General features: G+C 37.8%; 21 protein-coding genes. 16 read left to right on the top strand and 5 right to left on the bottom strand.

Annotated elements, in window-relative coordinates:
• Positions 1–262 precede the first annotated feature (262 nt).
• Entirely contained in the window at positions 263–766 is a 504-nt protein-coding gene (locus tag R2R28_RS02195; protein ID WP_316824068.1) for a sigma-70 family RNA polymerase sigma factor, read from the top strand.
• Positions 756–1,361, top strand: coding sequence for a hypothetical protein (locus R2R28_RS02190; protein ID WP_316824067.1), 606 nt, complete (start codon positions 756–758; stop codon positions 1,359–1,361). The genes R2R28_RS02195 and R2R28_RS02190 overlap by 11 nt, the downstream gene beginning before the upstream one ends.
• A 133-nt stretch (positions 1,362–1,494) precedes the next feature.
• On the opposite strand, the gene R2R28_RS02185 is transcribed toward R2R28_RS02190, so the two are convergent.
• Positions 1,495–2,106 (bottom strand): NUDIX hydrolase, encoded by a 612-nt coding sequence (locus R2R28_RS02185; RefSeq protein ID WP_316824066.1) that lies wholly within the window; start codon positions 2,104–2,106, stop codon positions 1,495–1,497.
• Between the two features lie 491 nt (positions 2,107–2,597).
• Between R2R28_RS02185 and R2R28_RS02180 the strand changes: the two genes are divergently transcribed.
• Positions 2,598–3,464, top strand: coding sequence for a hypothetical protein (locus R2R28_RS02180; protein WP_316824065.1), 867 nt, complete (start codon positions 2,598–2,600; stop codon positions 3,462–3,464).
• Positions 3,465–3,550: 86 nt separating this feature from the next.
• Here R2R28_RS02180 and R2R28_RS02175 read toward each other — a convergent pair whose 3' ends face one another.
• Positions 3,551–4,594, bottom strand: a complete 1,044-nt coding sequence (locus tag R2R28_RS02175) for an NAD(P)-dependent alcohol dehydrogenase (protein ID WP_316824064.1) — start codon at positions 4,592–4,594, stop codon at positions 3,551–3,553.
• A 138-nt stretch (positions 4,595–4,732) separates the two neighbouring features.
• The gene (locus tag R2R28_RS02170) at positions 4,733–4,909 is read right to left on the bottom strand and encodes a hypothetical protein (RefSeq protein ID WP_316824063.1); all 177 of its coding nucleotides are present in this window, start codon (positions 4,907–4,909) and stop codon (positions 4,733–4,735) included.
• Positions 4,910–5,196: 287 nt separating this feature from the next.
• On the opposite strand from R2R28_RS02170, the gene pyrE reads away from it, so the two are divergent.
• The 7 genes from pyrE to R2R28_RS02135 all read left to right on the top strand — a co-directional run bounded on the left by pyrE (position 5,197) and on the right by R2R28_RS02135 (position 15,408).
• Positions 5,197–5,862: an orotate phosphoribosyltransferase gene (pyrE, locus tag R2R28_RS02165; RefSeq protein WP_316824062.1), complete on the top strand. Its 666-nt coding sequence runs from the start codon at positions 5,197–5,199 to the stop codon at positions 5,860–5,862.
• A 37-nt stretch (positions 5,863–5,899) separates the two neighbouring features.
• Positions 5,900–6,298: an SRPBCC family protein gene (locus R2R28_RS02160; protein ID WP_113951480.1), complete on the top strand. Its 399-nt coding sequence runs from the start codon at positions 5,900–5,902 to the stop codon at positions 6,296–6,298.
• A gap of 142 nt (positions 6,299–6,440) precedes the next feature.
• Positions 6,441–9,116: an alpha-L-rhamnosidase gene (locus R2R28_RS02155; RefSeq protein WP_316824061.1), complete on the top strand. Its 2,676-nt coding sequence runs from the start codon at positions 6,441–6,443 to the stop codon at positions 9,114–9,116.
• A 1,182-nt stretch (positions 9,117–10,298) separates the two neighbouring features.
• Entirely contained in the window at positions 10,299–12,899 is a 2,601-nt protein-coding gene (gene clpB, locus R2R28_RS02150; protein ID WP_316824060.1) for an ATP-dependent chaperone ClpB, read from the top strand.
• A 409-nt stretch (positions 12,900–13,308) separates the two neighbouring features.
• Positions 13,309–13,962 carry an outer membrane beta-barrel protein gene (locus R2R28_RS02145; protein WP_316824059.1) on the top strand — a complete coding sequence of 218 codons (654 nt, stop codon included), beginning with the start codon at positions 13,309–13,311 and terminating at the stop codon, positions 13,960–13,962.
• Between the two features lie 11 nt (positions 13,963–13,973).
• A complete protein-coding gene (locus R2R28_RS02140) occupies positions 13,974–14,594 on the top strand; it encodes a hypothetical protein (RefSeq protein WP_316824058.1) in 621 nt (206 codons plus the stop codon).
• Positions 14,595–14,757: 163 nt separating this feature from the next.
• The gene (locus R2R28_RS02135) at positions 14,758–15,408 is read left to right on the top strand and encodes an outer membrane beta-barrel protein (RefSeq protein WP_316824057.1); all 651 of its coding nucleotides are present in this window, start codon (positions 14,758–14,760) and stop codon (positions 15,406–15,408) included.
• A 952-nt stretch (positions 15,409–16,360) separates the two neighbouring features.
• On the opposite strand, the gene R2R28_RS02130 is transcribed toward R2R28_RS02135, so the two are convergent.
• Positions 16,361–17,563: an MFS transporter gene (locus R2R28_RS02130; RefSeq protein WP_316824056.1), complete on the bottom strand. Its 1,203-nt coding sequence runs from the start codon at positions 17,561–17,563 to the stop codon at positions 16,361–16,363.
• A gap of 106 nt (positions 17,564–17,669) precedes the next feature.
• Here R2R28_RS02130 and R2R28_RS02125 point away from each other — a divergent pair, with 106 nt between their 5' ends.
• Both R2R28_RS02125 and R2R28_RS02120 read left to right on the top strand, forming a co-directional pair.
• Complete coding sequence (locus tag R2R28_RS02125; RefSeq protein WP_316824055.1) at positions 17,670–18,227, top strand: NAD(P)H-dependent oxidoreductase; 558 nt, start codon at positions 17,670–17,672, stop codon at positions 18,225–18,227.
• Positions 18,228–18,545: 318 nt separating this feature from the next.
• Positions 18,546–19,148, top strand: a complete 603-nt coding sequence (locus R2R28_RS02120) for an outer membrane beta-barrel protein (RefSeq protein ID WP_316824054.1) — start codon at positions 18,546–18,548, stop codon at positions 19,146–19,148.
• Between the two features lie 81 nt (positions 19,149–19,229).
• Here the strand turns inward: R2R28_RS02120 and R2R28_RS02115 are convergent, their stop codons facing one another.
• On the bottom strand, positions 19,230–20,882 hold the full coding sequence (locus R2R28_RS02115) for a M28 family metallopeptidase (RefSeq protein WP_316824053.1): 1,653 nt from the start codon (positions 20,880–20,882) through the stop codon (positions 19,230–19,232).
• A 327-nt stretch (positions 20,883–21,209) separates the two neighbouring features.
• On the opposite strand from R2R28_RS02115, the gene R2R28_RS02110 reads away from it, so the two are divergent.
• From R2R28_RS02110 to R2R28_RS02095, 4 genes are all read left to right on the top strand, one after another.
• Complete coding sequence (locus R2R28_RS02110) at positions 21,210–21,953, top strand: hypothetical protein (protein WP_316824052.1); 744 nt, start codon at positions 21,210–21,212, stop codon at positions 21,951–21,953.
• A 103-nt stretch (positions 21,954–22,056) separates the two neighbouring features.
• Positions 22,057–22,410 (top strand): c-type cytochrome, encoded by a 354-nt coding sequence (locus tag R2R28_RS02105; protein WP_316824051.1) that lies wholly within the window; start codon positions 22,057–22,059, stop codon positions 22,408–22,410.
• A 25-nt stretch (positions 22,411–22,435) separates the two neighbouring features.
• Entirely contained in the window at positions 22,436–22,873 is a 438-nt protein-coding gene (locus tag R2R28_RS02100; RefSeq protein WP_316824050.1) for a hypothetical protein, read from the top strand.
• Positions 22,874–22,918: 45 nt separating this feature from the next.
• The gene (locus tag R2R28_RS02095) at positions 22,919–23,377 is read left to right on the top strand and encodes a c-type cytochrome (RefSeq protein ID WP_316824049.1); all 459 of its coding nucleotides are present in this window, start codon (positions 22,919–22,921) and stop codon (positions 23,375–23,377) included.
• Positions 23,378–23,481: the final 104 nt, after the last annotated feature.

The raw sequence follows: 23,481 nt of genomic DNA, 5'->3' as shown, positions 1-23,481 counted from the left end.
AAAAGTTAATGCATATAACATCCCAAAGTTATCGTCATTTCGAGCGGAGTGCAGCGCAGCCGGGAAATCTGCCAAGATAGATCTCTCCATTCCACTTCGTTCCAGTCGAGATGACTATCCTTTTATTAAATTTTCATCCTGAACGTTGTCGAAGGACCTCCCTTCCACTTCATTCCAGTCGAGATGACGTTTCTATTTAAAATATTATTTTTACTAACCTGTAACGTTTTCATAAATCCGTTACCAATGGGTTATACATTAAATGAAAGAAACAGAAAACGCCTTCCTTAGTTTGATCAACCAGCACCGGGCAATTATACATAAGATTTCGAAAATGTATATGAATGGTATGGAAGAACAGCGTGATCTGTTTCAGGAAATGGTACTGCAATTATGGAAAGCTTATCCTACTTTTAAAGGAAACTGCAAATTTACCACCTGGATGTACCGTGTGTGTTTAAATACAGCGCTGATCTATTTCAAAAAAGACAGCAGAAAGGTAGATAAAACGCCGTTGGATGAAAGTATAGACATCATTGATGTAAATGAGAGTGAAGGGAAGGAAGAGAAACTGGCTTATTTATATAATGCCGTTCAGGAATTAAATGTGGTTGAAAAAGCACTGATCTTTCTCTTTCTCGAAAACCAATCGCATCGCGAAATTGCCGAAAACCTGGGAATCAGTGAGGTAAATGCCCGAGTTAAACTCAACAGAACTAAAGAAAAATTACAATTCATCATAAAGAAAAACGGTTATGAATTTTGACGATTTAAAAAATGAATGGAATGCTGAAAATCCAGATGGAGGTAACATTTCTACCGATATGCTCAAAATAAAACAGGCACATACCCCTATCGATAAGATTAGAGCTAAAATGAAACATGAGTTTTTTTACCAGCTATTCTTTTTGGCATTTATGGCTTTTATCCCCTATTTTGGTGGTTTTTCTACTGCAATTAACCGGGTATACCTCATGACTTATGCCATTACCAGCGGTTTTACAGCTTATTATTTCTTTAAATTTTATGGATTTTATAAAAACTCTTATGATATGAGTATGGATACCCGTAAAAATATCCTCTGGTTTTATTACGAAATGAAACTGAATATAGAATTATATAAAGCTTTAACCTACATTGTTGCCTTTATTACAGTTGGGTTTCTTGCTGCTTATCTATTTATTGAAAAGGCTTCCATTTTTGCTAAGATTTTAACTAAACTATCACCCGTATACATCTTATTGAACTGTTTCATCACCATCCTGGTCATTGGCGCAATTACCGAACTATGGGCCTGGTTTTATTACGGTAAGTATTTAAAACAGGTTAAAAAAGTAGTTGATGAACTGGATTACGAGTAATTAGATCTGTGTTAACCCTTTTTATCTGTGGTTAAAAATTTAGCTAATATTAGTGCTGTCAGATGTTACCATCTGACAGATAGCTGTATTAATCCGTCGGTTTTAATTGTTTTGATCCCTGTACCTTACACCACTACAATATTCCGCCTGCCCTTAGTACATCCATAATCGATGGAAAAGTATTTTTAACCACTGGTGAAATGTGGTTTTTATCGAGCCAAACCGCTTCATCAATGCCTTCTTCCTTTTGTGGTATCAATTTCGGTTCGCCTTTAACCTTCATTTTATACCAGTTGGTTTTCTTGATTACCATTTTAGTCCCAATTGGATACACATGGTAGGTTTTACAAAGCTTATCCTCACGTTTAAAAACCCTCACTCCGCATTCTTCTTCCACCTCGCGAACCGCGGTTTCTTTCATTTTCTCCCCGTCTTCAAGTTTTCCTTTTGGTAAATCCCATTTTTTATTTCTAAAAATAAACAGGTAATTGCCATTTGCACTTTCTACCAAACCGCCTGCCGCCTTAATAATGGTACAATCTTTTTTTAGCTTCTTAAAGGTTTCCTTTGGATTTTTTGTCAAGAAAATATAACTCTTTTTAGATCCGTTTTTTAGCTTTTTGTAGAACATTTGCAGATCAAAATCCTGAAATTCAAGCTGCTGTATTTTTTCTTTTTGTTCTGGCAAAAAATCTGAGATAAACAAAGTGTTATCGTTGATATAAATTCTATAATTTCTTGGCATATAGTTTTAAAACATATTTAAACGGAGTACACATCGCCTTAGCAAAACCACTCTTTCCACATTACCTTTAAAGGTTATTTAATTCTGGCAAAAGTTACATTTTGCTTTCCCTAAAATAGAAAAATTGTTGAGTTATTTATAAGGTATAAAAAAAGGTTACAACAATTAATGTTGTAACCTTATCTAAATTAACGCTCTCAATCAAAGATTGATGCAAGGCTCTCACCCCTTGCTTGGTACAAATATATAATAATTTATTAAACTGATAAAAAAAATCAAAAAATATTTCCGCAATACTATTGTTCTTTACATAAAGAACTGAATGATAACGAATTGATTTTACACAAAAAAATATTGCTCCTGAAAATGCAGATACACCAAATTGTAAAAAAAATGGTTTAATATAAATAATGGAACATTTGAATGGAAAACAACGCTTATAATTCCTTCAACGATAAATATTTTTCATAATTTTAGCTTTTTAATCTACCATGCCCATACCTTCATTATCAGAAAAAGATCTGGAAGCATACCGAAGCGATCTTTCTAATCCGGAAAAATCGACAGGTGAACTCTTTATCAAATTAAATGGGCTCTATCAACGTTTTGCCGGTAACGAGCAGCTTCTGGCTGATTTCGAATACGTTTCTGCACTTAACAGCCTCGAAAATACCTATTCTTCTAAAAAAGAGCATTTTAATAAAGAAATTATAGAGCTTAAACGGCAGTTTAAACAGCTCGATAACCGCATTGTGGCTGCAGAACAAAAGTTACGCCATGGCATCCCTGAAGATCTGATGGTAATGGATAAAATCATTGCCGAGCAGGAATCTATTGTAGAAGATCAGGAAAAACTCAACAAGGCCGAATCAACTATTGTAGAGCAGGTAAGAAAAATCGATATTGAACACGGAAAAGACCTTCAAAAGTTAGAACAGCAGCAAAATAACAGGGAAATCCCTTTTAAAAGCAAATTTTCTACCTTTAACGATCAGCTTAACAACGCCGAAAAGCAGATTAAATTTAAAGTAACTGCTTTTTCGTTAATTGCAATTATCGGGATCCCTTTAGTGGTAGATTTATTCTTTACCATGGTCGGTGTCCCTACCTTCGCTAAGAATACCAATAATATTATCTTTAACCATTACCTTTTTATAATCAGTTTGATATTGGTCGAATTGTTTATGGCCGATAAAATCAGAAACAAGATTTCGCGGATGTTATCCATATCCTATCTAAAAGATTCATTAAATACGTTGGATAACCTGTTTACCGAAAACGAAAGGCAGATTGCTAAAGTAGAATCCGAACACCATATCCCCCTGGCTGAGTTTGTCAAAAGAAATGGTGAGGTTTAGATTATTAAACTTATCCAAAAACAAAAAGGGATTTAGAAATATAATTATCTCTAAATCCCCTTAATCAATTTCTGATCTGATTTAAACTACAATGTAGCCATATCAATTACGAATCTGTAACGTACATCTCCTTTTTCCATACGCTCGTAAGCATGGTGGATATCTTTCATATCAATTAGCTCGATATCGGAAACGATATTATTTTCTGCACAGAAATCAAGCATTTCCTGAGTTTCGGCAATGCCTCCAATACCCGATCCGGCAAGGCTTTTTCTACCACCTAATAAACTAAAAGCTGCAATTTCTGCCGGTTTTGGTGGAACACCTACACAGATATGCGTACCATCTGTTCTTAATAAAGACAGATACATGTTAAAATCATGCTCTGCAGATACCGTATCAAGAATAAAATCGAAAGTACCTTTTGCTGCTTTAACCTGCTCAGTATCGGTGGTTACCACAAAATGGTGCGCACCCAGTTTTTTAGCATCTTCCTCTTTTTTAGGCGAAGTGCTCAGTACCGTAACTTCTGCGCCAAAAGCAACACCGAATTTCACCGCCATGTGTCCCAAACCACCTAAACCAAGTACAGCAAGTTTATGCCCTTTGCCAACTTTCCAGTGCCTTAAAGGCGAATAAGTAGTAATACCGGCACATAAAAGTGGCGCAACTGCAGCCAAATCCAATTTATCAGATACGTGCAATACAAACTCCTCTCTTACCACTATAGTATCCGAATAACCACCATAAGTAGGTGTTTTTCCATCTCTTTCCAAACCATTATAAGTTTGCGTATTACCCTCTAAACAATATTGCTCAAGATCACGTTTACAGTTTTCGCACTCCTGGCACGAATCTACCATACAACCTGTACCCGCCAAATCGCCTACTTTAAATTTCTTTACATGGTCTCCAACTTTTACTACCCTGCCCACAATTTCATGACCAGGAACCATTGGGAATATACCAGGGAACCAGTCATTTTTAATCTGGTGCAGATCTGAGTGGCAAACCCCACAGAAAAGTATTTCAAACTGCACATCGTGAGGTCCTACTTCACGGCGTTCAAAATTCCAGGGTGCAAGATCCGTTTCGGCATTTTGTGCCGCATATCCTTTTGTTGTTATCATAAAAACTTTAATTAATTTAGTACCATAACAAATGTAAACAGCGCTTTGTTAAGAACAATTACACAAATCAAATAATTCATTGCAAAATTCAAACAATGAAATATCGCTTTTACATATTAACAAAAAACTTCGTTTCTGTTAAGAAAACAGTCCGTGGGTAATTTCCTCTACAGCATCATCAGCATAAAAAAGAATCGTAAAAGAGCCCGGTATCTGGGTAATTACTAAAATATCCTCACGTTTAATGTGGTTTTCGTTAATAAAACGGGTAAGGCGTTCGTGTGTACTAAAGTAATCGGATTTTAAAATGATCATGAATTTAAGATTTTGATTAAGACAGGAGATTTTAGTGATTGTTACAATTGATGTTAACGCAGTAAGCACACCACAGTTCTATCAATTCGCGACCAGATCATTCTTTATTGTACTGATTTACAGCAAGTGACAAGAAACTGCTTTTAGCATCCATCAAAATTTCCGATATTTGTAGTATTGGAATGTCGAAATCAAATCCTGATTCCTACATTTTTCTTTCCCCGATGCAAAACAAAGGGGCTTAATAAACGTTATGACAAACACAAATAAATCTGTAATTTTGAGCCATGTATAATAAAAGTGATATTGAATTAAAGGTAGCGGAATTTTTATTACAGATAAAAGCAATCAAATTACAGCCAAATAACCCTTTCACATGGGCATCGGGCTGGAAATCGCCAATTTATTGCGACAATAGGATCACCCTTTCCCATCCACAGGTTAGAACCTACATCCGTCAGAAACTGGCACAGGCCATACAGGAAGAATTTGGTTCGGTAGACGTTATTGCAGGTGTTGCAACTGCTGGTATCCCACAAGGGGTTTTAGTAGCGCAGGAATTGGGTTTACCCTTTATCTATGTAAGAGCGAAAGCTAAAGAACATGGTACCGGAAGTTTAATTGAAGGCGAAGTGGTAGAAGGCCAGCGCGTAGTGGTAATTGAAGATCTGATCTCAACCGGAAAAAGCAGCTTACAGGCTGTTGAAGCTTTAAGGGCCGCAGGTTTATCAGTTGCCGGTTTAGCTGCAATTTTCACCTATGGTTTCGAAAAAGCAGACGAAAATTTTGCCGCAGCAAAATGCCGTTACCTTACCTTATCAAACTATGGTGCGCTGATCGATTATGCTGCAGAACACAGTATTATTGCGAAAAGCGACATGGAATTATTAGGTAAATGGCGTTTAAATCCATCAGAATGGGGACAAGGACAAGTTTTAAGTCCGGAATCTTAAGTTTTGTGTAGAAAACAAAAATCTATAAAAATATATAATGACTGTTATTGAAAGCACAGTAGAAGTTAATAAACCCGTCGCTGAGGTTTATGCTTTTCTAACCAATATGAATAATCATCAGCAATTGATGCCAGAAAATATTTACAACTGGGAATCTACTGAGGATGATGCACGGTTTACCATCCAAAATATGGCAAAATTGGCCATTAAAATCTCGAATCGTGTTGAAAATCAGGAAATAACAGCAATTCCTAGTGAAAAAGCACCTTTTGATGTCGAATTAAAATGGACGGTTGCAGATAACGGAAATGGAACAACTACTGCTAAACATATCATTTCGGCTGATTTAAACATGATGATGAAAATGTTGGCATCTGGCCCATTACAAAAACTTGCCGATCACCAGACAGAAAAACTGAAAGAAATATTAGGTTAAAAGAATGATTTAATATATTTAAGTGATAATACAGATAAATGAGACGAGTTAAACCTCGTCTTCTTTTATGCGTAAAAATTCCATTGCGGTTCTTTTATCGGCATATTATTTTAATACCTTAGTTTTGGATAAGCCCTAAACTATGAACCGCAATTTTTTACAATTAACGACTTTACTTTTTGCCCTTTCTCCCCTTTCTAAATCATCAGCACAATCGGTTATTGCTTTAAAAACCGAATATTTAGTCAATCCTATTGGTCTGGATAGTCCAAATCCACGTTTTAGCTGGCAAATGAATGATACCAATCAAGGTGCAAAACAAACTGCTTACCGCATTCTGGTTGGTACCGATTCTAGTTCATTAGCAAAAGCCCATGCAAAATTTTGGAACACCGGCTGGGTTAAGTCAGATCAAAATCTGCTTGTTTATTCGGGGCAGTTACTAAAACCTTTTACCAAATATTTCTGGCGGGTAGATATTGCCGACGGGAACAATAAAAAATCAGAGAAAGCCAACATCGCCAGTTTCGAAACCGGGATGATGAAAATGGAAAACTGGCAGGGTGCATGGATTTCGGATACCGAGAATACCAAGCTTAAACCCGCACCCTATTTCCGAAATACGTTCACCACCAATAAAAAAATTAAATCGGCAAGGGCTTATATTGCTGCAGCCGGATTATACGAGCTTTCCATCAATGGAAAGAAAATCGGCAACCACCGCATGGATCCAATGTATACGCGTTTCGATCGGCGTACCTTATATGTTACCTACGATGTAACAAATGCCATCAATAAAGGCAAAAATGCCATTGGTGTATTGTTGGGCAATGGCTGGTATAACCACCAATCAACCGCTGTTTGGTATTTCGACCGTGCCCCATGGCGCAACAGGCCAACTTTCTGCCTCGATGTGCGCATTATTTATGAAGATGGTACAACTGAAACCATTAAATCGGGTAAAGACTGGAAAACCGCCTTAAGTCCTGTTATTTTCAACAGCATTTACACGGCCGAGCATTATGACGCACGATTGGAAAAAACAGACTGGAATACGGCAAATTACGACGATAAAAACTGGAAAGAAGTGATGCTCCGTTCTTCACCATCAAAAAATATTGTGGCGCAGGCCTTACACCCTATCCGTAATGTAGAAGAAATAGCCAGTATAAGCATCAGGAAATTTAATGATACCACTTACCTGTTCGATCTGGGCAGGAATATTTCGGGGGTGAGTAAAATCACCGTAAACGGTCCGGCTGGTGCAGTAATTAAACTAAAACACGGTGAACGTTTATATCCTAACGGACATGTAGATATATCGAACATCGATGCCCATTACCGCCCAACGGATAATACAGATCCTTTTCAAACCGATATTTTAATTTTAAGCGGAAAAGGCGAACAAAGTTTTATGCCGCACTTTAACTATAAGGGATTTCAATATGTAGAAGTAACCAGCTCGGCCCCTATCCAATTGCAAAAAGAAGATCTGGTGGGTTATTTTATGCATAGCGATGTACCGGTTGTAGGCGATGTTAAATCGTCGGAGCCGATTATCAACAAAATTTATTACGCCACCAATAACTCGTATTTATCCAATCTTTTTGGCTACCCGACTGATTGTCCGCAAAGGGAGAAAAATGGCTGGACAGGCGACGCACAAATTGCCATTGAAACCGGTTTATATGGCTTTGATGGCATTACTATTTACGAAAAGTGGCTGGCCGATCACCGCGATGAGCAGCAGCCAAATGGTGTTTTACCTTCTATTATCCCTACCGATGGCTGGGGCTACGAATGGGGCAACGGACCAGATTGGACCAGTACCATTGCCATCATTCCATGGAATGTATACCTGTTTTATGGCGACAAAAGGCTACTTGCCGATTGTTATGAAAACATCAGAAAATACGTAAACCACATCGACGAAACTTACCCTACCGGTTTAACCACCTGGGGTTTGGGCGATTGGATTCCTGTGAAATCAAAATCCCCTGTTGAGCTTACTTCTACCTGTTATTATTATGCTGATGTGGTAATTTTGGCCAAAGCAGCCAAAATATTAGGCAAAAATGATGATTATGTTAAATATACAACACTCGCCAAAAAAATTAAAGATGCTTTTAATGTCAAGTATTTGAATAAGGAAAAAGGGATTTATGCTTCTGGTGTACAGACTGAAATGAGTGTTCCGCTTTACTGGAAAATTGTTCCGGAAGAATCGATCGCCCTGGTTGCAGAAAACCTGGCCAAACGTGTAGAAGCCGATGGTTTTCATTTAGATGTAGGATTATTGGGCACCAAAGCCATTTTAAATGCGTTAAGCGATAATGGTTATAGCAATATCGCCTATAAGGTTGCCGCCCAGAAAACCTACCCGAGCTGGGGCTGGTGGATGGAAAACGGAGCCACTACTTTATATGAAAACTGGCCAATCGATGCCAAATCAGACATCTCGATGAACCACATTATGTTTGGTGAAATTGGAGCATGGCTGTACAAATCACCTGGTGGCATCAAGCCGGATGAAAAACAGCCCGGCTTTAAACATGTAATTCTGGATCCGCATGTTATGGAAGGTCTGGATAATTTCGAAGCCAGCCACATTGGTCCCTACGGAAAAATAACCAGTGCCTGGAAGAGAATTAATGGCGGGATTAGGTATGATATCACCATTCCGGCAAATTCTACTGCTACGATAAATTTACCACTTACACGCGGCATGGATATTTATGTAAATGGCAGGATAAATAACATTGGAAAAATAGATTTAGCGGCTGGTAAATATGTAATTGAGCGGAAAGCCAAAATTTAATCAAAATCCTGAATGCCGTCATTTCGAGCGAAGCGCAACGAAGTCGGGAACCCGAAGGCTCTGCCAAGCAAAACCTAAAAGATAGATCTCTCCATTCCACTGCGCTTCAGTCGGGATGACGAATTTAGTTTAAAACCTGCGAGGTCTAAAAAGATTAATTACCACCTAAATAGTTATACTCAGCTGGCTTAGTTGATTAATATTTTATAGAAAAGCGGGCTTCGGCACATTTCGGTTACAGCAGTCCTGCTATCCCTCCAAGTCCTCACTCATTCTTCCCTGCGGGCTTTCCGTTCTATCAGGTTTAGTTAACAATGGTTCTTCATTTCATAGCGCCCTTCCAAACCTCGCAGGTTTTTAAACGGCTAAGCCCTCAATGAGGCCGCAAAAAAACAATATAAGCTACGAATTAAACCTGCGAGTTCTGAAATATGAAAATGCTTGCGCTCGTTTCCAAACGAGTGCATAAATAGCTAAACGATTCTATCGTTTTAAACGATAAACTATTCAACGCTCATTAGAAACGAGCGTTAGCTAAAGCATTTCGGTTACAGCAGTCCTACTATCCCTCCAAGTCCTCACTCATTCTTCGCTGCAGGCTTTCCGTTCTATCAGGTTAGTTAACAATGGTTCTTCATTTCATAGCGCCGTTCCAAACCTCGCAGGTTTTTAAACGGCGGAGCCTTCAATGAGGCCGCAAAAAAACAATATAAGCTACGAATTAAAGCTGCGAGGTCTGAAATATGGAAATGCTTGCGCTCGTTTCCAAACGAGTGCATAAATAGCTAAACGATTCTATCGTTTTAAACGATAAACTATTCAACGCTCGTTAGAAACGAGCGTTAGCTAAATCCTCGAGCTAGCTTAACGCGATAAGTACCGCGTTAGGGATTGTAAGGGTTCAGTACCGATCCTTTATCGGTACCGGAGCGAAGCGCTGCCCTTAAAAGCCCGCCCCTTTCCCGTATTTCACGGGATTGGGTAACGCCCAAATCAGTTGGTAATTCGCAATACAAACCTCGCAGATTTCGAAAACCTGTGAGGTTTAAAAGCAACACGACAAATCTTCAGTATAAAATACTATAAATCAGCAATTTAGTCATTAAAAACAAAAACTTACCGACAAAATTTCCGATTCTAAAATCAAAATCAACATGGCATTTGTTTTGACTTAAATCGGATATGAACTTCAACAATTTTACGATAAAAGCCCAGGAAGCAGTTCAACAGGCTTCTGAAATAGCCCAAGGCAATCAGCAACAGGCTATTGAAACGGCACACCTGCTTAAAGGTTTGCTTACTGTTGATGAAAACGTGGTTTCTTATGTTTTAAAGAAACTGAATGTTAACCTAAATTCACTAAATCAAAACTTAGATGCAGAGATTGCCAAATTCCCGAAAGTGAGCGGAAGCAATGTCTATCTGTCATCAAATGCCAATAGCGTTTTGCAGAAAGCGCAAACATTTTTAAAAGAATTTAAAGATGAATTTGTTTCCGTAGAACATTTGTTATTGGGTATTCTTGCCGTTAACGATAATACTTCAAAATTATTAAAAGAGCAGGGTGTTAACGAAAAAGACCTTAAAAAAGCCATTACAGAATTGCGTGGCGATAACCGTGTAACCGATCAAAATGCCGAAGCTACTTACCAGGCCTTAAGCAAATACGCCCGGAACCTGAATGAGTATGCGGAGAGCGGAAAATTGGATCCAGTAATCGGTCGCGATGAAGAAATCCGTCGGGTAATCCAGATTTTATCGCGTAGAACCAAAAATAACCCGATATTAATTGGCGAGCCTGGCGTGGGTAAAACCGCCATTGCAGAAGGTATCGCGTTCAGGATTATAAAAGGTGATGTGCCCGAAAACCTGAAAAGCAAAGTGGTTTATTCGCTTGATATGGGTTCGCTTATTGCCGGTGCAAAATACAAAGGCGAGTTTGAAGAACGTTTAAAAGCCGTTGTAAAAGAAGTTAGCCAAAGCGATGGCGAAATTGTACTGTTTATCGACGAGATCCACACTTTGGTAGGTGCTGGCGGTGGCGAAGGTGCAATGGATGCCGCAAACATTTTAAAACCTGCCCTTGCCCGTGGCGAATTACGTGCCATTGGTGCAACCACTTTGGATGAATACCAAAAATACCTTGAAAAAGATAAAGCTTTAGAGCGCCGTTTCCAAAAGGTTATGGTTGAAGAACCTGATACCCAGGATGCCATTTCGATCCTCCGCGGATTAAAAGAGCGTTACGAAACACACCATAAGGTTAGGATTAAAGATGAGGCGATTATTGCAGCTGTAGAAATGAGTCAGCGGTATATTGCCGATCGTTTCTTACCGGATAAAGCCATCGATTTAATGGATGAGGCTGCGTCTAAATTACGCATGGAGATGGATAGCGTGCCAGAAAATGTTGATGCCTTAGACCGTGAGATTATGCGTTTAGAAATTGAACGCGAAGCTATTAAACGCGAAAAAGACGACAGAAAAGTTAAAGAACTTTCGGAAGAGATTGCCAATTTATCAGCAGAACGTGACGAATTGAAAGCCAAATGGCAAGGTGAAAAAGACCTGGTAGACGCGGTAAATAACGAGTTAGAGCAGATTGAACATTATAAATTAGAAGCAGAACAGGCAGAACGTGCAGGAGATTATGGCAAAGTGGCCGAAATCCGTTACGGGAAAATTAAAGAAGCACAAGATAAAGTTGAAAAACTTAAAGCCGATTTAGAAAGCCAGCAAACGGACAGCCGCATGCTTAAGGAGGAAGTTACTGCCGATGATATTGCGGGTGTAGTGGGCCGCTGGACAGGCATTCCGGTTACCAAACTGATTGCAAGCGAACGCGAAAAACTGCTCAACCTGGAAGATGAACTACACCAGCGTGTTGCCGGACAGGATGAAGCGATTGAAGCCATTTCTGACGCCATCCGCCGTTCGCGTGCAGGCTTACAGGATAAACGCAAACCAATTGGTTCCTTCATTTTTTTAGGTACAACTGGTGTGGGTAAAACAGAATTGGCAAAAGCTTTGGCTGAGTTTTTATTCAACGATGAAAATGCCTTAACCCGTATCGATATGAGTGAATATCAGGAACGCCATGCCGTTTCGCGGTTGATTGGAGCGCCTCCGGGATATGTAGGTTATGATGAAGGTGGACAGTTAACGGAAGCCGTTAGACGCAAACCCTACTCGGTGGTATTGCTTGATGAGATTGAAAAAGCCCATCCGGATGTATTTAACATCCTGTTGCAGGTATTGGATGATGGCCGTTTAACCGATAACAAAGGCAGAACAGTGAATTTTAAAAATACCATCATCATCATGACATCTAACATTGGTGCGCATTTGATTCAGGATAATTTTAAAAATTTAAGCGACGAAAACCGCGATGAAGTAATTGCCAAAACCAAAAACGAACTGTTTGAGGTATTGAAACAAACCATTCGTCCGGAGTTTTTAAACAGGATTGATGAGCTGATTATGTTTACCCCGTTAAACCGCAGCGAAATCAGAAATATTGTGAGCTTACAGTTTAAACATGTACAGCAAACGCTGGCAGAGATGGGTATAGAAATGGAAGCCAGTGATGAAGCTTTGGATTGGTTGGCACAATTGGGTTACGATCCGCAATTTGGTGCCAGACCGCTAAAAAGGGTAATCCAAAAAAGAATCTTAAACGAGCTGTCGAAAGAGATACTGGCTGGTAAGATAGATAAAGACAGCAAAATTAAGCTGGACATGTTTGATCATAATTTTGTGTTCCTGAACCAGAAAGCGGATTAAAACATATCGATAAATTAAATCCCATCCTGATAAAATCGGGATGGGATTTTTTTGTTTAAAAACTAAGTTACTTTAAAAACAAAATTTCGCCATCTCGATCCGATAGTTATCGGATGGAATGTCCCGAAAATTCGGGAGAGAGATCTATAAGGAAAGTCGTCATTACAAGGAGGCACGACAGCCTGTCCCAATGTCGGGGAAGCAATCTTACAACAATTGCTATAACCCATAGTTTAAGATTGCTTCGTCGGCTGAAAAAGCCTTCTCGCAATGACGCCCCTCAGCGGGTTCGTTCGCGCATCGAATCCTAATTCAAAAACAGCCTTAACGTAACTAATATGATAGTTCATTTTCTTGTTTTTTAATTCAATAATGATTATTATTGATTACACACAAAAACACAAATAAAATGAAACCTAAATTAATCATTATGGCGCTGCTATGCGCCGTGAGTTGGCGCTGTTATGCCCAAACTGAAAAAGGAACCGGCTTTGTTGGCGGAAGCCTGAGTTTTGGAACTTCCAAACAAAATAATTCATCAGCCAGTTTAAACACATTTACCTTAACACCCAGAGGCGGGTACTTTTTAGCCAATAACTTTGCCATTGGCCTAGAAATTCCGTTAAACCTTTCGAAGCTCAGGGGCGAAAGTTACATCGCATGGAATGATGAATACGGATTTTACGAAGAACAGCGTGGTGTAAAGGAATTTAGCCTTGGCATCTCTCCTTTCGTACGCAAATACATTGATGTTAAAGAGCGCTTCAAGTTTTTTATGCAGGCTAACCTGCTGCTTCAAATCAATACTTTTAACAGGGTTGATGAAGAGGGTTACCTGATCCGTACTGACGCCAAAATAAAGGGATGGGGTGCAAGCGTAAGCCCTGGTTTTACCTATTTCATATCCAAACATGCTGCATTGGAATTTTCGGTACCTATTGTAACCTTTTTCCATCAAAATTATTATGCTGAAGAATCGCTTTATAATTACGACAAAACCAATAATTTAAGGCTGGCACTCCAGAATTTCACACCAACTGTAACCTTCAATTACCATTTTTAACATGCAATAAAATGAAAAATATATTTAACCAGCTCAGCTTAAAAGCATTAAGTTTAGTCTTGCTTTTAACTTATGCATTTAATGCAAAGGCCCAGACTAAAGAAGTAAAATATTACAAAAGTATTTTCCCGGAAGAAAATGGAAAGATCAAATCAATCGGCAATACCAACTTTGAATACTACAAAAGTATTTTTCCCGAAGAAAATGGCAAGATTAAATCTATTGGAGATAAGAAATTTGAATACTATAAAAGTATTTTTCCGGAGGAAAACGGTAAAATTAAATCAATAGGCGATAAAAAAATAGAATATTCTAAAAGCATTTTTCCTGAAGAAAACGGAAAGGTCAAGTCAATCGGAGATATGACTATCGAATATTACCGAAGCATATTCCCTGAAGAAAATGGGAAAATCAAATCAATTGGCAATATTTCCATCGAATATTACAAAAGCATTTTTCCCGAAGAAAATGGAAAAATCAAATCTATAGGCGGTGCAGAGATCGAATACTATAAAAGCATTTTCCCTGAGGAAAATGGGGAACTCAAATCAATTACAGGTAAAACAGGTAGCGATTTAAACTTCTCTCCTACCGAACTGTATTATTTTATCCTGAATGCAAATTCGAAGTAAAATTATAATACAGTCATTTTTATCATCCAACACCGATCACACAAACGTATCGGTGTTTTTATTTATCACTGATAATCAATAAATTAAAACAAAACAACTAACAACATAGTTTTTATTTCATTTTTTTATTTTATCATTGGATACACAAAAAACACAAATGAAAATGAAAAAACAATTATTAATGCTGGTAGCGGTATGCGCCATCGCCATGGCAGCCAATGCTCAAACCGAAAAAGGAGACAACTTGATTGGAGGAAGTTTAAGTATCTCTTCGTCTGAAACTAAATCGCCTAATTACGAAAAAACAAATTTTTATGGCATCAATCCGAGTTATGCCCATTTTTTCTCTAAAAACTTAGCGATTGGATTAACAGCAGGTGCAGGTTATAGCAAAAATTTCAACAACAATTTTGATTCTAATAATAATTTAACTTATACAAGAACAAGTAAGCAAAAAAGTTTTTCGGTAGGCCCTATGGTGAGGTATTATATAGATATAGTTGATAAACTTAAAGCATTCGGCCAGATTAGCGGAACAATTGGGTTCGTAAAAACTAATGAAACCTATGAAGGGCCTTATAACTACAACCTTACACCAAATACAAAATTTACGCAATATAATGCATCGATCAGACCAGGGCTGGCATTTTTTCCCACTAAAAAATTGGGCGTAGAACTTGGCTTCTCCCTTTTGTCATACAATAAAACTGACTATGATGGTCAATCACCAACAAATACCTGGTACGAAGCAGAAGCATTTAACTTCGGTTTCAACACTTTTAATCCATTTCTAGGATTTAACTTCCACTTTTAAACATATAGAGGCTGTCTTACAAAGTTAACCTCAAATCGAATTTATCATATTGAGCCTGTCGAAACGCTAAAGCATAATACATTAAGCTATTCCTTCGACAGGCTATTAATGACAGATTTAAAGATTGGCGTCATTCCCGCACAGGCCTATGGTGTGGACACATCTTTTTTAAATTTTTGTGGCGTTATGCTAGCTTGCTTTGAAATAACACAGCCCTTACCGAAGCACGCCCGTCAATCCCAAGTGGCGGAAGGATCAAAAAAAACAGTTGCACAATAGGACAACTTGCACTACCAAACCTGAAACGCAGTGGTTTTGTGAAAATATCACTCAAACTTTCATTGAGCAGAAACGAGCAAAACAATTGCCGCTGTTTTTTTGATGAGCGTGGGATGGTAAGAAGCCAGATTGCCAGATTGACAAAGCGCTTTGGGTACTTTGGCGCCCCAAAATGCGCAGCATTCTTGAACACCATTAAAAACAACATTAACTGTGAAAAACTACCTTGCCGCCGCGGCATAGAGCGGGAAAAGAATCTTTATAATTAATTGTGTCCATACGATAGGACTGCGCGGGATCCACGAAGTGCTCAGCGAAGCTAATCTTAATGCAACCTGCCCCCCTACCAAGGCATTACGATTGCCAGTCGAACTGGCAATAACGATTCTACGCACTGTTATTAAGCTTCCAATGTAGTTGCAAAATTCTGAGCGCTACCATTAACAGGCTCCAATAGTAAAGTCGTCCTCTCCACCGAAGCAATGCGGAGTGGAGAGAACTATAAGTCAAATTAAAAGGGAAGATAGATTTCTCGGCTGCGTTGCACTACGCCCGAAGTGAAGATACCCAGAGGAAATTAATTTACTTAAACTCTCTTGTCTCTCATCTTGATTTTTATACCATAAATTATCCCTCGGGATGACAAAATTTATTTTAAAGAGATCGTATTCTCCTATTTCTTCTTTGTTTCAATGTTCGGCAAGAAACCAGTTAACAAACCAATTAAAGGCAGAAACGCACAAACATTAAACACATATTCAATGCTTGTAGAATCGGCCAGTTTCCCTAATAAGGCTGAACCAATCCCCCCCATACCAAAGGCAAAGCCGAAAAATAAACCTGCAACCAAACCAACTTTCCCGGGAATCAGCTCTTGAGCATAAACCAGTATGGCCGAAAATGCCGAGGCTAAAATCATTCCGATGGGAACAATAAGCACACCGATCCAAAACAGGCTGGCATGTGGCAACAATAATGCAAAGGGTGCTGTACCCAATATCGATGCCCAAATCACATATTTTCTCCCTATTTTATCACCAATCGGGCCACCCAGTAAAGTACCTGCAGCTACAGAGAATAGAAACACAAATAAATATATCTGCGAAGTCTGTACCGAAACATGGAATTTATCGATCAGGTAAAAAGTAAAATAATTGGTTAAACTCGCCATGTAAAAGTATTTGGAGAAGATTAACAGCAATAAAATACACACGGAGAAGATGACCTTATTTTTCGAAAACTGGTTCACAACCGTTTGGATGCTCACTTTTTTACTTCTCGAAAGCATAAAGCCCCTATACCAGTTACCTACATAGGTTAAAATAACAATGGCCAGAAGCGCAATTACTGAAAACCAGATTACACTGAACTGCCCGTAAGGTACGATGATCCAGGCCGCTAATAAAGGTCCTAATGAACTGCCTGCGTTACCACCCAGCTGAAAAACAGATTGTGCCAGTCCCCTCTTTCCTCCTGATGCAGCATGTGCCATCCTCGAAGCCTCCGGGTGAAAAATGGAAGAACCGATACCAATAAAAGCAACAGAAAGCAGCATGGTGTAAAAATGGGCCGATTGCGATAGCGAAATCAAACCGATCAGGGTAAAACCCATGCCTATTGCCAGCGAATATGGCTGGGGCTTTTTATCGGTATATAAACCAACAAAAGGTTGTAACAGCGATGCCGCCAATTGAAAAGTTAATGTAATTAAACCAATCTGCGAAAAGCTTAAATGATAACTGGTTTTAATAATGGGGTAAATGGCCGGGATTAAAGATTGGATGGTATCGTTTAACAGGTGCGAAAAACTGAGCGCAAAAAGGATCGGGAAAACGGTTTTTTCAATAATTGATGTGGTAGAACTTTGTTCATTCATAATAGGTAATGCTTATACCGTCAAAAATAGCGATTATAAATTTTTAAACGACACGCATTGTCCTTGCAAAAACCAAACATTTTTATAAAGTTTCGGTTTTATAGCTATGGAAAAGAATAGAAAAATTGTTGGTTTATGTGGAAGCTTAAGAAAAGGTTCTTACAATCAGATGTTATTAAAAGTTGCAGGTAGTTTAATCCCGGAGGGCATTACATTTGAAATGGTAACTTTTGATGATATCCCTGTTTATAATGCAGACCACGATTTGCCCGAAACCGAAGAACGACCAGCAAGCGTAGTCAAATTCAGAGATGCCCTGGCCAACGCAGACGCTTTTATTATTGCTTCTCCTGAATATAATTATTCTATTCCTGGTGGATTGAAAAATGCCATCGACTGGGCCAGCCGCGGAAAAGATTCGCCATTGATGCATAAACCTGTTGCCGTAATGGGCGCTACACAGGGCATGTGGGGAACGGTTAGGATGCAAACCGCGTTTCTCCCGGTTTTTACCTTTTTAAATATGAACCCTGTTTTACAACCCGAAGTATTGATCGCCCAGGCACAAAATAAATTCGACGCTGAAGGGAATTTAACGGATGAGCGGACAATCAGTATTATCCAAAAGAAAATAGAAAATCTGATTTCGGCATGTAAAGTTTAATTGCCACTTTACTAAAGCTTTCTTAAAAACCTGTCATTTCTGGTACTTAAAAATCTGACATTTATACAAAAAAAGTCAGATTGTCAATTTGTCATGCCTAAAAAATTAATCAATCGATTGATTTTACGTCACACGAAAATAATATTGAGTTAACATTAAATTTACATCTGTTTGTAAGTTAAGCAGTTGACCAAAAACTGATTTTTTGATGACGTAGACAGAGTTTTTTGGCACAAGTGTTGACTTTTAGGCGAATATAGTCAGACATTAAAACAGTAAAATTGACTATATTTTAATAACAAATAAATAATAAAAAAGATGAAAAAACTATTATTATCTTTAGTAGCAGTAGCAGGTTTAGTTTATGGTGTACAAGCACAAACTGAAAAAGGAAATTTTATGTTAGGCGGTAACGTAGGTGTAAACTCTACAAAAGTTGACGGCGCTCCAAAAGCAGATTTCAGCTTTACAGTATTACCAAGTGTTGGTTATTTTATCAGCAACAATTTTGCAATCGGTACCGGTGTTGGTTACGAATACAATAAAACAGTAAGCGAGAAAACACAAGATGGTGCTTTTAAAGTTGCTCCGTTCGGTCGTTATTATGTTGGTTTATCAGATCAGTTTAAGTTCTTCGGACAGTTATCTGTGCCTTTGGCTTTCGGTCAGTTAAAAGCAACTGATGCTAACGGCGATAACTCAGTTAAATTAGGTACTACTACCAAAATCGGTGTAGAAGTTGCTCCAGGTTTTGCTTTCTTCCCTACTAAAAGAATCGGTATCGAGCTTTCAGTTAAAGGTTTAAGCTACGAAAACTATACTTTTAAAGCTGAAGGAACAGGCGCTAAAGTAAAATCAAACAGCTTTGGCTTAAATGCTGATACTTTCGCACCAAGATTAGGTGTTCAGTTCTACTTTTAATTAATTTTCCCTTCGGGAAATTTTAATAAATGACTTTTTTTCAAGGAGCGTCCCGATAATAAAATCGGGACGCTTTTTGTTTTATTTCTTCTCCCTGATGGCTTTAAATTCGGATCCGTCTTTCCATTTCGGGTAAGAATCTTCGTTGCTGATGCGGTAACCCATATCAAAAAGCAAACGTACATCTTCTATAATACCAGATAAATCCCAGGTTTTGGCATCGAAATTATCCTGTGGCGAATGGTAACGGAATTTGGTAAAATCGGCCACCTGCTTTAATCCCCATTCCCTGCCATTTTTAACATTATCTACACCCGAACCGGTAAATAAGGAAGGTACACCAACTTTGGCCAGGTTAAAATGATCAGAACGGTAATATAGTCCAGATGATGGAACAGGATCCGGAACAATCACCCTCCCCTGTTTTTTAGCAGCTACAGCTGCATAATCTTCCAGTTCTGATTGCCCGAAACCATATACCACAATATCTTTCGTTTTACCGGCAATGCCCATCATATCCATATTAATGTTAGCAACCGTTTTAGCTAAAGGAAAAGTAGGGTGTTTGGCATAATATTCGGATCCCAACAAACCTTGTTCTTCTGCCGTGTATGAAATAAACAAAATGGTGCGGCCCTGAACTTTCGGCAGTTTTTTAAATGCAGCGGCAATTTCAAACAAGGCGGCAACACCTGTAGCATTATCAACTGCTCCATTATAAATAGAATCGCCTTTTATTTTTTCTCCAACACCTAAATGATCCCAATGCGCAGAATAAATAATGGCTTCATCTTCACGTTTATCGCCGGGTATTTTAGCCAGCACATTATAAGTAACGGATTTTTTGATGGTATTTTTTACTTTTAAAGAGATGGTCACATTTAAACCGACCGCTTTAAAACCTTTTTTACGGGCATTAAGCGCCAATTGACCGAAAGATTTACCATCCATTGCAAATAGTTGTTTTGCTTTATCTAAAGTAATCCAGCCTTCTACCACTGCCCTGTTCATACCGTTATCTTCACTTTGCAAAGTAAGTTTAGATTTCGACCAGCCACTGCGCACCACCGTCCAGGGGTAGGCAGCAGGTTCAGTATCGTGTACAATGATAATCCCTGTTGCACCCTGACGCGCTGCTTCTTCAAATTTATAGGTCCAGCGACCATAATAAGTCATATTTTTACCTTTAAACAAAGTAGAATCGGCAAAACCAGGATCGTTAATCAACACCACTACGGTTTTTCCTTTTACATCGAGATTAGCATAATCGTTCCAACCATATTCTGGCGCTACAATGCCATAACCAGCAAAAACCAACGGCGAATTGCCAATACTTACTTCATTTTGTACACGACGGGTTCCGGCCACAAAATCAGTTAGATAGTTTAAGGTTAAAGAGGATGTTTTTCCTTTCAAAACCATTTTATCTTCCGGTATCGATTTAATCTCAACCATAGGCACTTCCTGAAAAAAACTGTTGCCATTACCAGGTTCCAGCCCCAATTTTTCAAACTGCGCCTTTAAATAATTAATGGTTTTGGTTTCACCACTGGTGAAAGGTTTTCTTCCCTGCAAACTATCAGCGGCAATAACCGATAAATATTGGGTTAAACTTGTATCATTAATGGTTTTAATGGCTAAAGAATCGACACCATCACTGCTACTTTGAACACTTTGTTTACAAGCGCCAAAGAAAAGGAGCACACAGCCTGAATATAGTAGTATTTTTTTCATTTATAAGGAATTGGTTTTATTTATGGTCGCATTTGCTGAAAAATACGAAGAAAATGCTAAATAGATTAACTGTAACTGAATATTGTTCTAAGTAATCAGGCACATATATTTTATTTATTTGTATATTAGTTTACGTTTTTATCAAAACTATCCCTTAAAACGTATTCATCCCACATTATTTTTTGATTAATTAAAATTTAAACGGATGAAAAACGACCTGCAATATCTAAACCTTTTATTGGTTCAGATTTTACCGACTACTGAAACATCTTTTACAATCCACCGAAGTATTAATAATTAGCCAAGGTAACGCTCGGTCAATTATTAATGAAGGTTTCTTTTGCCCAGGGCAGAAAACTTTCTGGCGGCATTACCTGTAATGGATTAAGGATACAACAATCGCATATGCCTGGCAAAATGCCCGAGCTTTTGGTAACAGGCGATGTAACGATTACCATAAAAGTGTTTGACTTAACCAGCACTGGGGTGCCTAAACTAAATAATTTAATGGCATATACCCAGCACAATATTACCAATAAGCTTAGGGGAGAAACGATGGAGCATAACAGATATTTATCGAATTATGATACAAAGGCCAACAAATTTAATATAAACACCATGGCAACATATAACGTTCGGTATAGGATTAATTACATTGTAAAACTTAAAAAAATTAACAGATTAAGCCAATTATCAGGTAATGATTTTGTTTTGGCAGTGGTAGATCGGATTTGTTTCAAAACTGATAATTTAACTACAAGCGGATTAACATTAAGACAAGGAGGGCCAGCTACTGTTGTTTACAACGACTGGTGTAAATATCCGAATATTAGTATGCACGAATTTTTTCATACTTTAGGTTTAGAACATATTAAGGGGGCTTCAAGCAGAAAAAGTCTAATGGCCGAAGTTGCAGGTATAAACAATAACATGATTTCATTGAGTGAATTATCAATAATGAATGCATACTTAATGAGAGGTTTGGTTGATATGTCTGATGGTGCTTATGCCAACCCAACTTTAAATACAGCAGAAAATTTACGGAAATTTTTAAACAACCCCACCAATTGATTTAAATATAACAAAGCTAAGTTTAGGTAGTTTCCTAATTATCTTATTTATTATTGGCTGCACAGGTAAAAATAAAGAAGTAGCCACTAAAAATCATGCTAAAATGTTTTCTGATACTTGCGGTGCTTTATACCCTGCAAAAGGAAGTGAGCTAGAATTTAGTATCGGCTGCAGAAGTTGCCATGCTCAACAGGAAAAAAGAATTTATTCTCACGTACCCTCTTACATTGAGCTATCAAAAATAGACAGCCTAAAACTAAGAGACTTTATCTTCATTAGCAAGCATAAAGGATACTTCAAAAAGGAACCATTCTTAAATCATAAAATTAAGACTTTAGATAGTTTATCAGATTGCGATAGAAAAAACCTGATCCATTATATTAAAGAATATAATCGCCCACATGTGTACATATTAAGAACCCCTGAAGATGTTAAAGATACTATACCTAAAAAATAAGCGTAAGTTCTAAACTCCCCTACTAATGCATTTAAATATAACAAAGCTAAGTTTAGATAGTTTTTTAATTATTTTTTTAGCAGTTAGCTGTACTGAAAATAAAAAATATAAATCTGAGACAATCAAAATTCAACCAAAAAAGATAATAGATGACTGTGTAACTCTGGATTTGGCTAAGGGAAATAATCTTGAATTTAATGTAGGATGTTCTGGCTGTCATACAGCTCATGAGAAAAGAAATCTCTTAAATGTTCCTTCTTTTCCAGAATTATCAAGAATAGATAGCCTTAAATTAAGTGATTTCATATTCCTCAGCAAACATAATGGGTACTTTAAAAAAGAACCCACTTTAAATTTCAGGATCAAAAAGATCGATAGCTTGTCAGAATGTGATCGAAAGAATTTAATACATTTTATAAAACAGTATAACCGACCTCATGTGTATATAACAAATACTCCTTAAGATGTACAATACCCGATAAATAAAAATAGCATTAACTGATTACCAATGGATTTAAATATAACAAAGCTAAGTTTAGGTAGTTTCTTAATGGTTTTAATTGCCTTAAATTGCAGAAACAATGATAAAACTGATGTGCTGGTTAAAAACAAAACTGACACCTGTAAAGTAGATACAGAAAAGTCCGAGAAGCTTGGACAGGGTATTAGCTGCACAAGTTGCCATACTTTAGCAGATGAAAGGGTTGGACCTAATGTGTTTACCATGAAAGAGGTTTCTGACATGGATAGTCTAAAATTAAGAGATTTTTTGTTTATCGTTAAACATAAAAAAAATCTTAGTTTGTATAAAGATGCTCCTATTACAAAACAATGGCTAAAAAAAATTGATACTTTATCAGATTGCGATAGAAAAAACCTGATCCATTATATTAAAGAATATAATCGCCCACATGTGTACATATTAAGAACACCATCGGATTCCACAAGTAATAAGTCCGATAAATAAGGATATATTTTATGCAAAGAAACTATAACCTTCTGTATTTATTTTCTTAAATCTAAGGGATATACCATAAGTAAAATATTTCCCGCTGATCACACAGATTTATG

The sequence above is a fragment of the Pedobacter miscanthi genome, assembly GCF_032678605.1.
In the GTDB taxonomy this organism is placed as follows: domain Bacteria; phylum Bacteroidota; class Bacteroidia; order Sphingobacteriales; family Sphingobacteriaceae; genus Pedobacter; species Pedobacter miscanthi_A.
Note: the sequence above shows the minus strand (reverse complement) of the source record. Positions and strands in the feature narration are given on the sequence as shown.

What these genes read in the sequence shown, in the direction of transcription:
- R2R28_RS02125 (WP_316824055.1), top strand. Translation starts at nt 17,670, where the DNA reads ATGGAAAAGAATAGAAAAATTGTTGGTTTATGTGGAAGCTTAAGAAAA.
- R2R28_RS02140 (WP_316824058.1), top strand. Translation starts at nt 13,974, where the DNA reads ATGAAAAATATATTTAACCAGCTCAGCTTAAAAGCATTAAGTTTAGTC.
- R2R28_RS02175 (WP_316824064.1), bottom strand. Translation starts at nt 4,594, where the DNA reads ATGATAACAACAAAAGGATATGCGGCACAAAATGCCGAAACGGATCTT.
- R2R28_RS02170 (WP_316824063.1), bottom strand. Translation starts at nt 4,909, where the DNA reads ATGATCATTTTAAAATCCGATTACTTTAGTACACACGAACGCCTTACC.
- R2R28_RS02135 (WP_316824057.1), top strand. Translation starts at nt 14,758, where the DNA reads ATGAAAAAACAATTATTAATGCTGGTAGCGGTATGCGCCATCGCCATG.
- pyrE (WP_316824062.1), top strand. Translation starts at nt 5,197, where the DNA reads ATGTATAATAAAAGTGATATTGAATTAAAGGTAGCGGAATTTTTATTA.
- R2R28_RS02185 (WP_316824066.1), bottom strand. Translation starts at nt 2,106, where the DNA reads ATGCCAAGAAATTATAGAATTTATATCAACGATAACACTTTGTTTATC.
- R2R28_RS02155 (WP_316824061.1), top strand. Translation starts at nt 6,441, where the DNA reads ATGAACCGCAATTTTTTACAATTAACGACTTTACTTTTTGCCCTTTCT.
- R2R28_RS02130 (WP_316824056.1), bottom strand. Translation starts at nt 17,563, where the DNA reads ATGAATGAACAAAGTTCTACCACATCAATTATTGAAAAAACCGTTTTC.
- R2R28_RS02180 (WP_316824065.1), top strand. Translation starts at nt 2,598, where the DNA reads ATGCCCATACCTTCATTATCAGAAAAAGATCTGGAAGCATACCGAAGC.
- R2R28_RS02190 (WP_316824067.1), top strand. Translation starts at nt 756, where the DNA reads ATGAATTTTGACGATTTAAAAAATGAATGGAATGCTGAAAATCCAGAT.
- R2R28_RS02115 (WP_316824053.1), bottom strand. Translation starts at nt 20,882, where the DNA reads ATGAAAAAAATACTACTATATTCAGGCTGTGTGCTCCTTTTCTTTGGC.
- R2R28_RS02110 (WP_316824052.1), top strand. Translation starts at nt 21,210, where the DNA reads ATGAAGGTTTCTTTTGCCCAGGGCAGAAAACTTTCTGGCGGCATTACC.
- R2R28_RS02120 (WP_316824054.1), top strand. Translation starts at nt 18,546, where the DNA reads ATGAAAAAACTATTATTATCTTTAGTAGCAGTAGCAGGTTTAGTTTAT.
- R2R28_RS02195 (WP_316824068.1), top strand. Translation starts at nt 263, where the DNA reads ATGAAAGAAACAGAAAACGCCTTCCTTAGTTTGATCAACCAGCACCGG.
- R2R28_RS02145 (WP_316824059.1), top strand. Translation starts at nt 13,309, where the DNA reads ATGAAACCTAAATTAATCATTATGGCGCTGCTATGCGCCGTGAGTTGG.
- R2R28_RS02100 (WP_316824050.1), top strand. Translation starts at nt 22,436, where the DNA reads ATGCATTTAAATATAACAAAGCTAAGTTTAGATAGTTTTTTAATTATT.
- R2R28_RS02095 (WP_316824049.1), top strand. Translation starts at nt 22,919, where the DNA reads ATGGATTTAAATATAACAAAGCTAAGTTTAGGTAGTTTCTTAATGGTT.
- clpB (WP_316824060.1), top strand. Translation starts at nt 10,299, where the DNA reads ATGAACTTCAACAATTTTACGATAAAAGCCCAGGAAGCAGTTCAACAG.
- R2R28_RS02105 (WP_316824051.1), top strand. Translation starts at nt 22,057, where the DNA reads ATGTTTTCTGATACTTGCGGTGCTTTATACCCTGCAAAAGGAAGTGAG.
- R2R28_RS02160 (WP_113951480.1), top strand. Translation starts at nt 5,900, where the DNA reads ATGACTGTTATTGAAAGCACAGTAGAAGTTAATAAACCCGTCGCTGAG.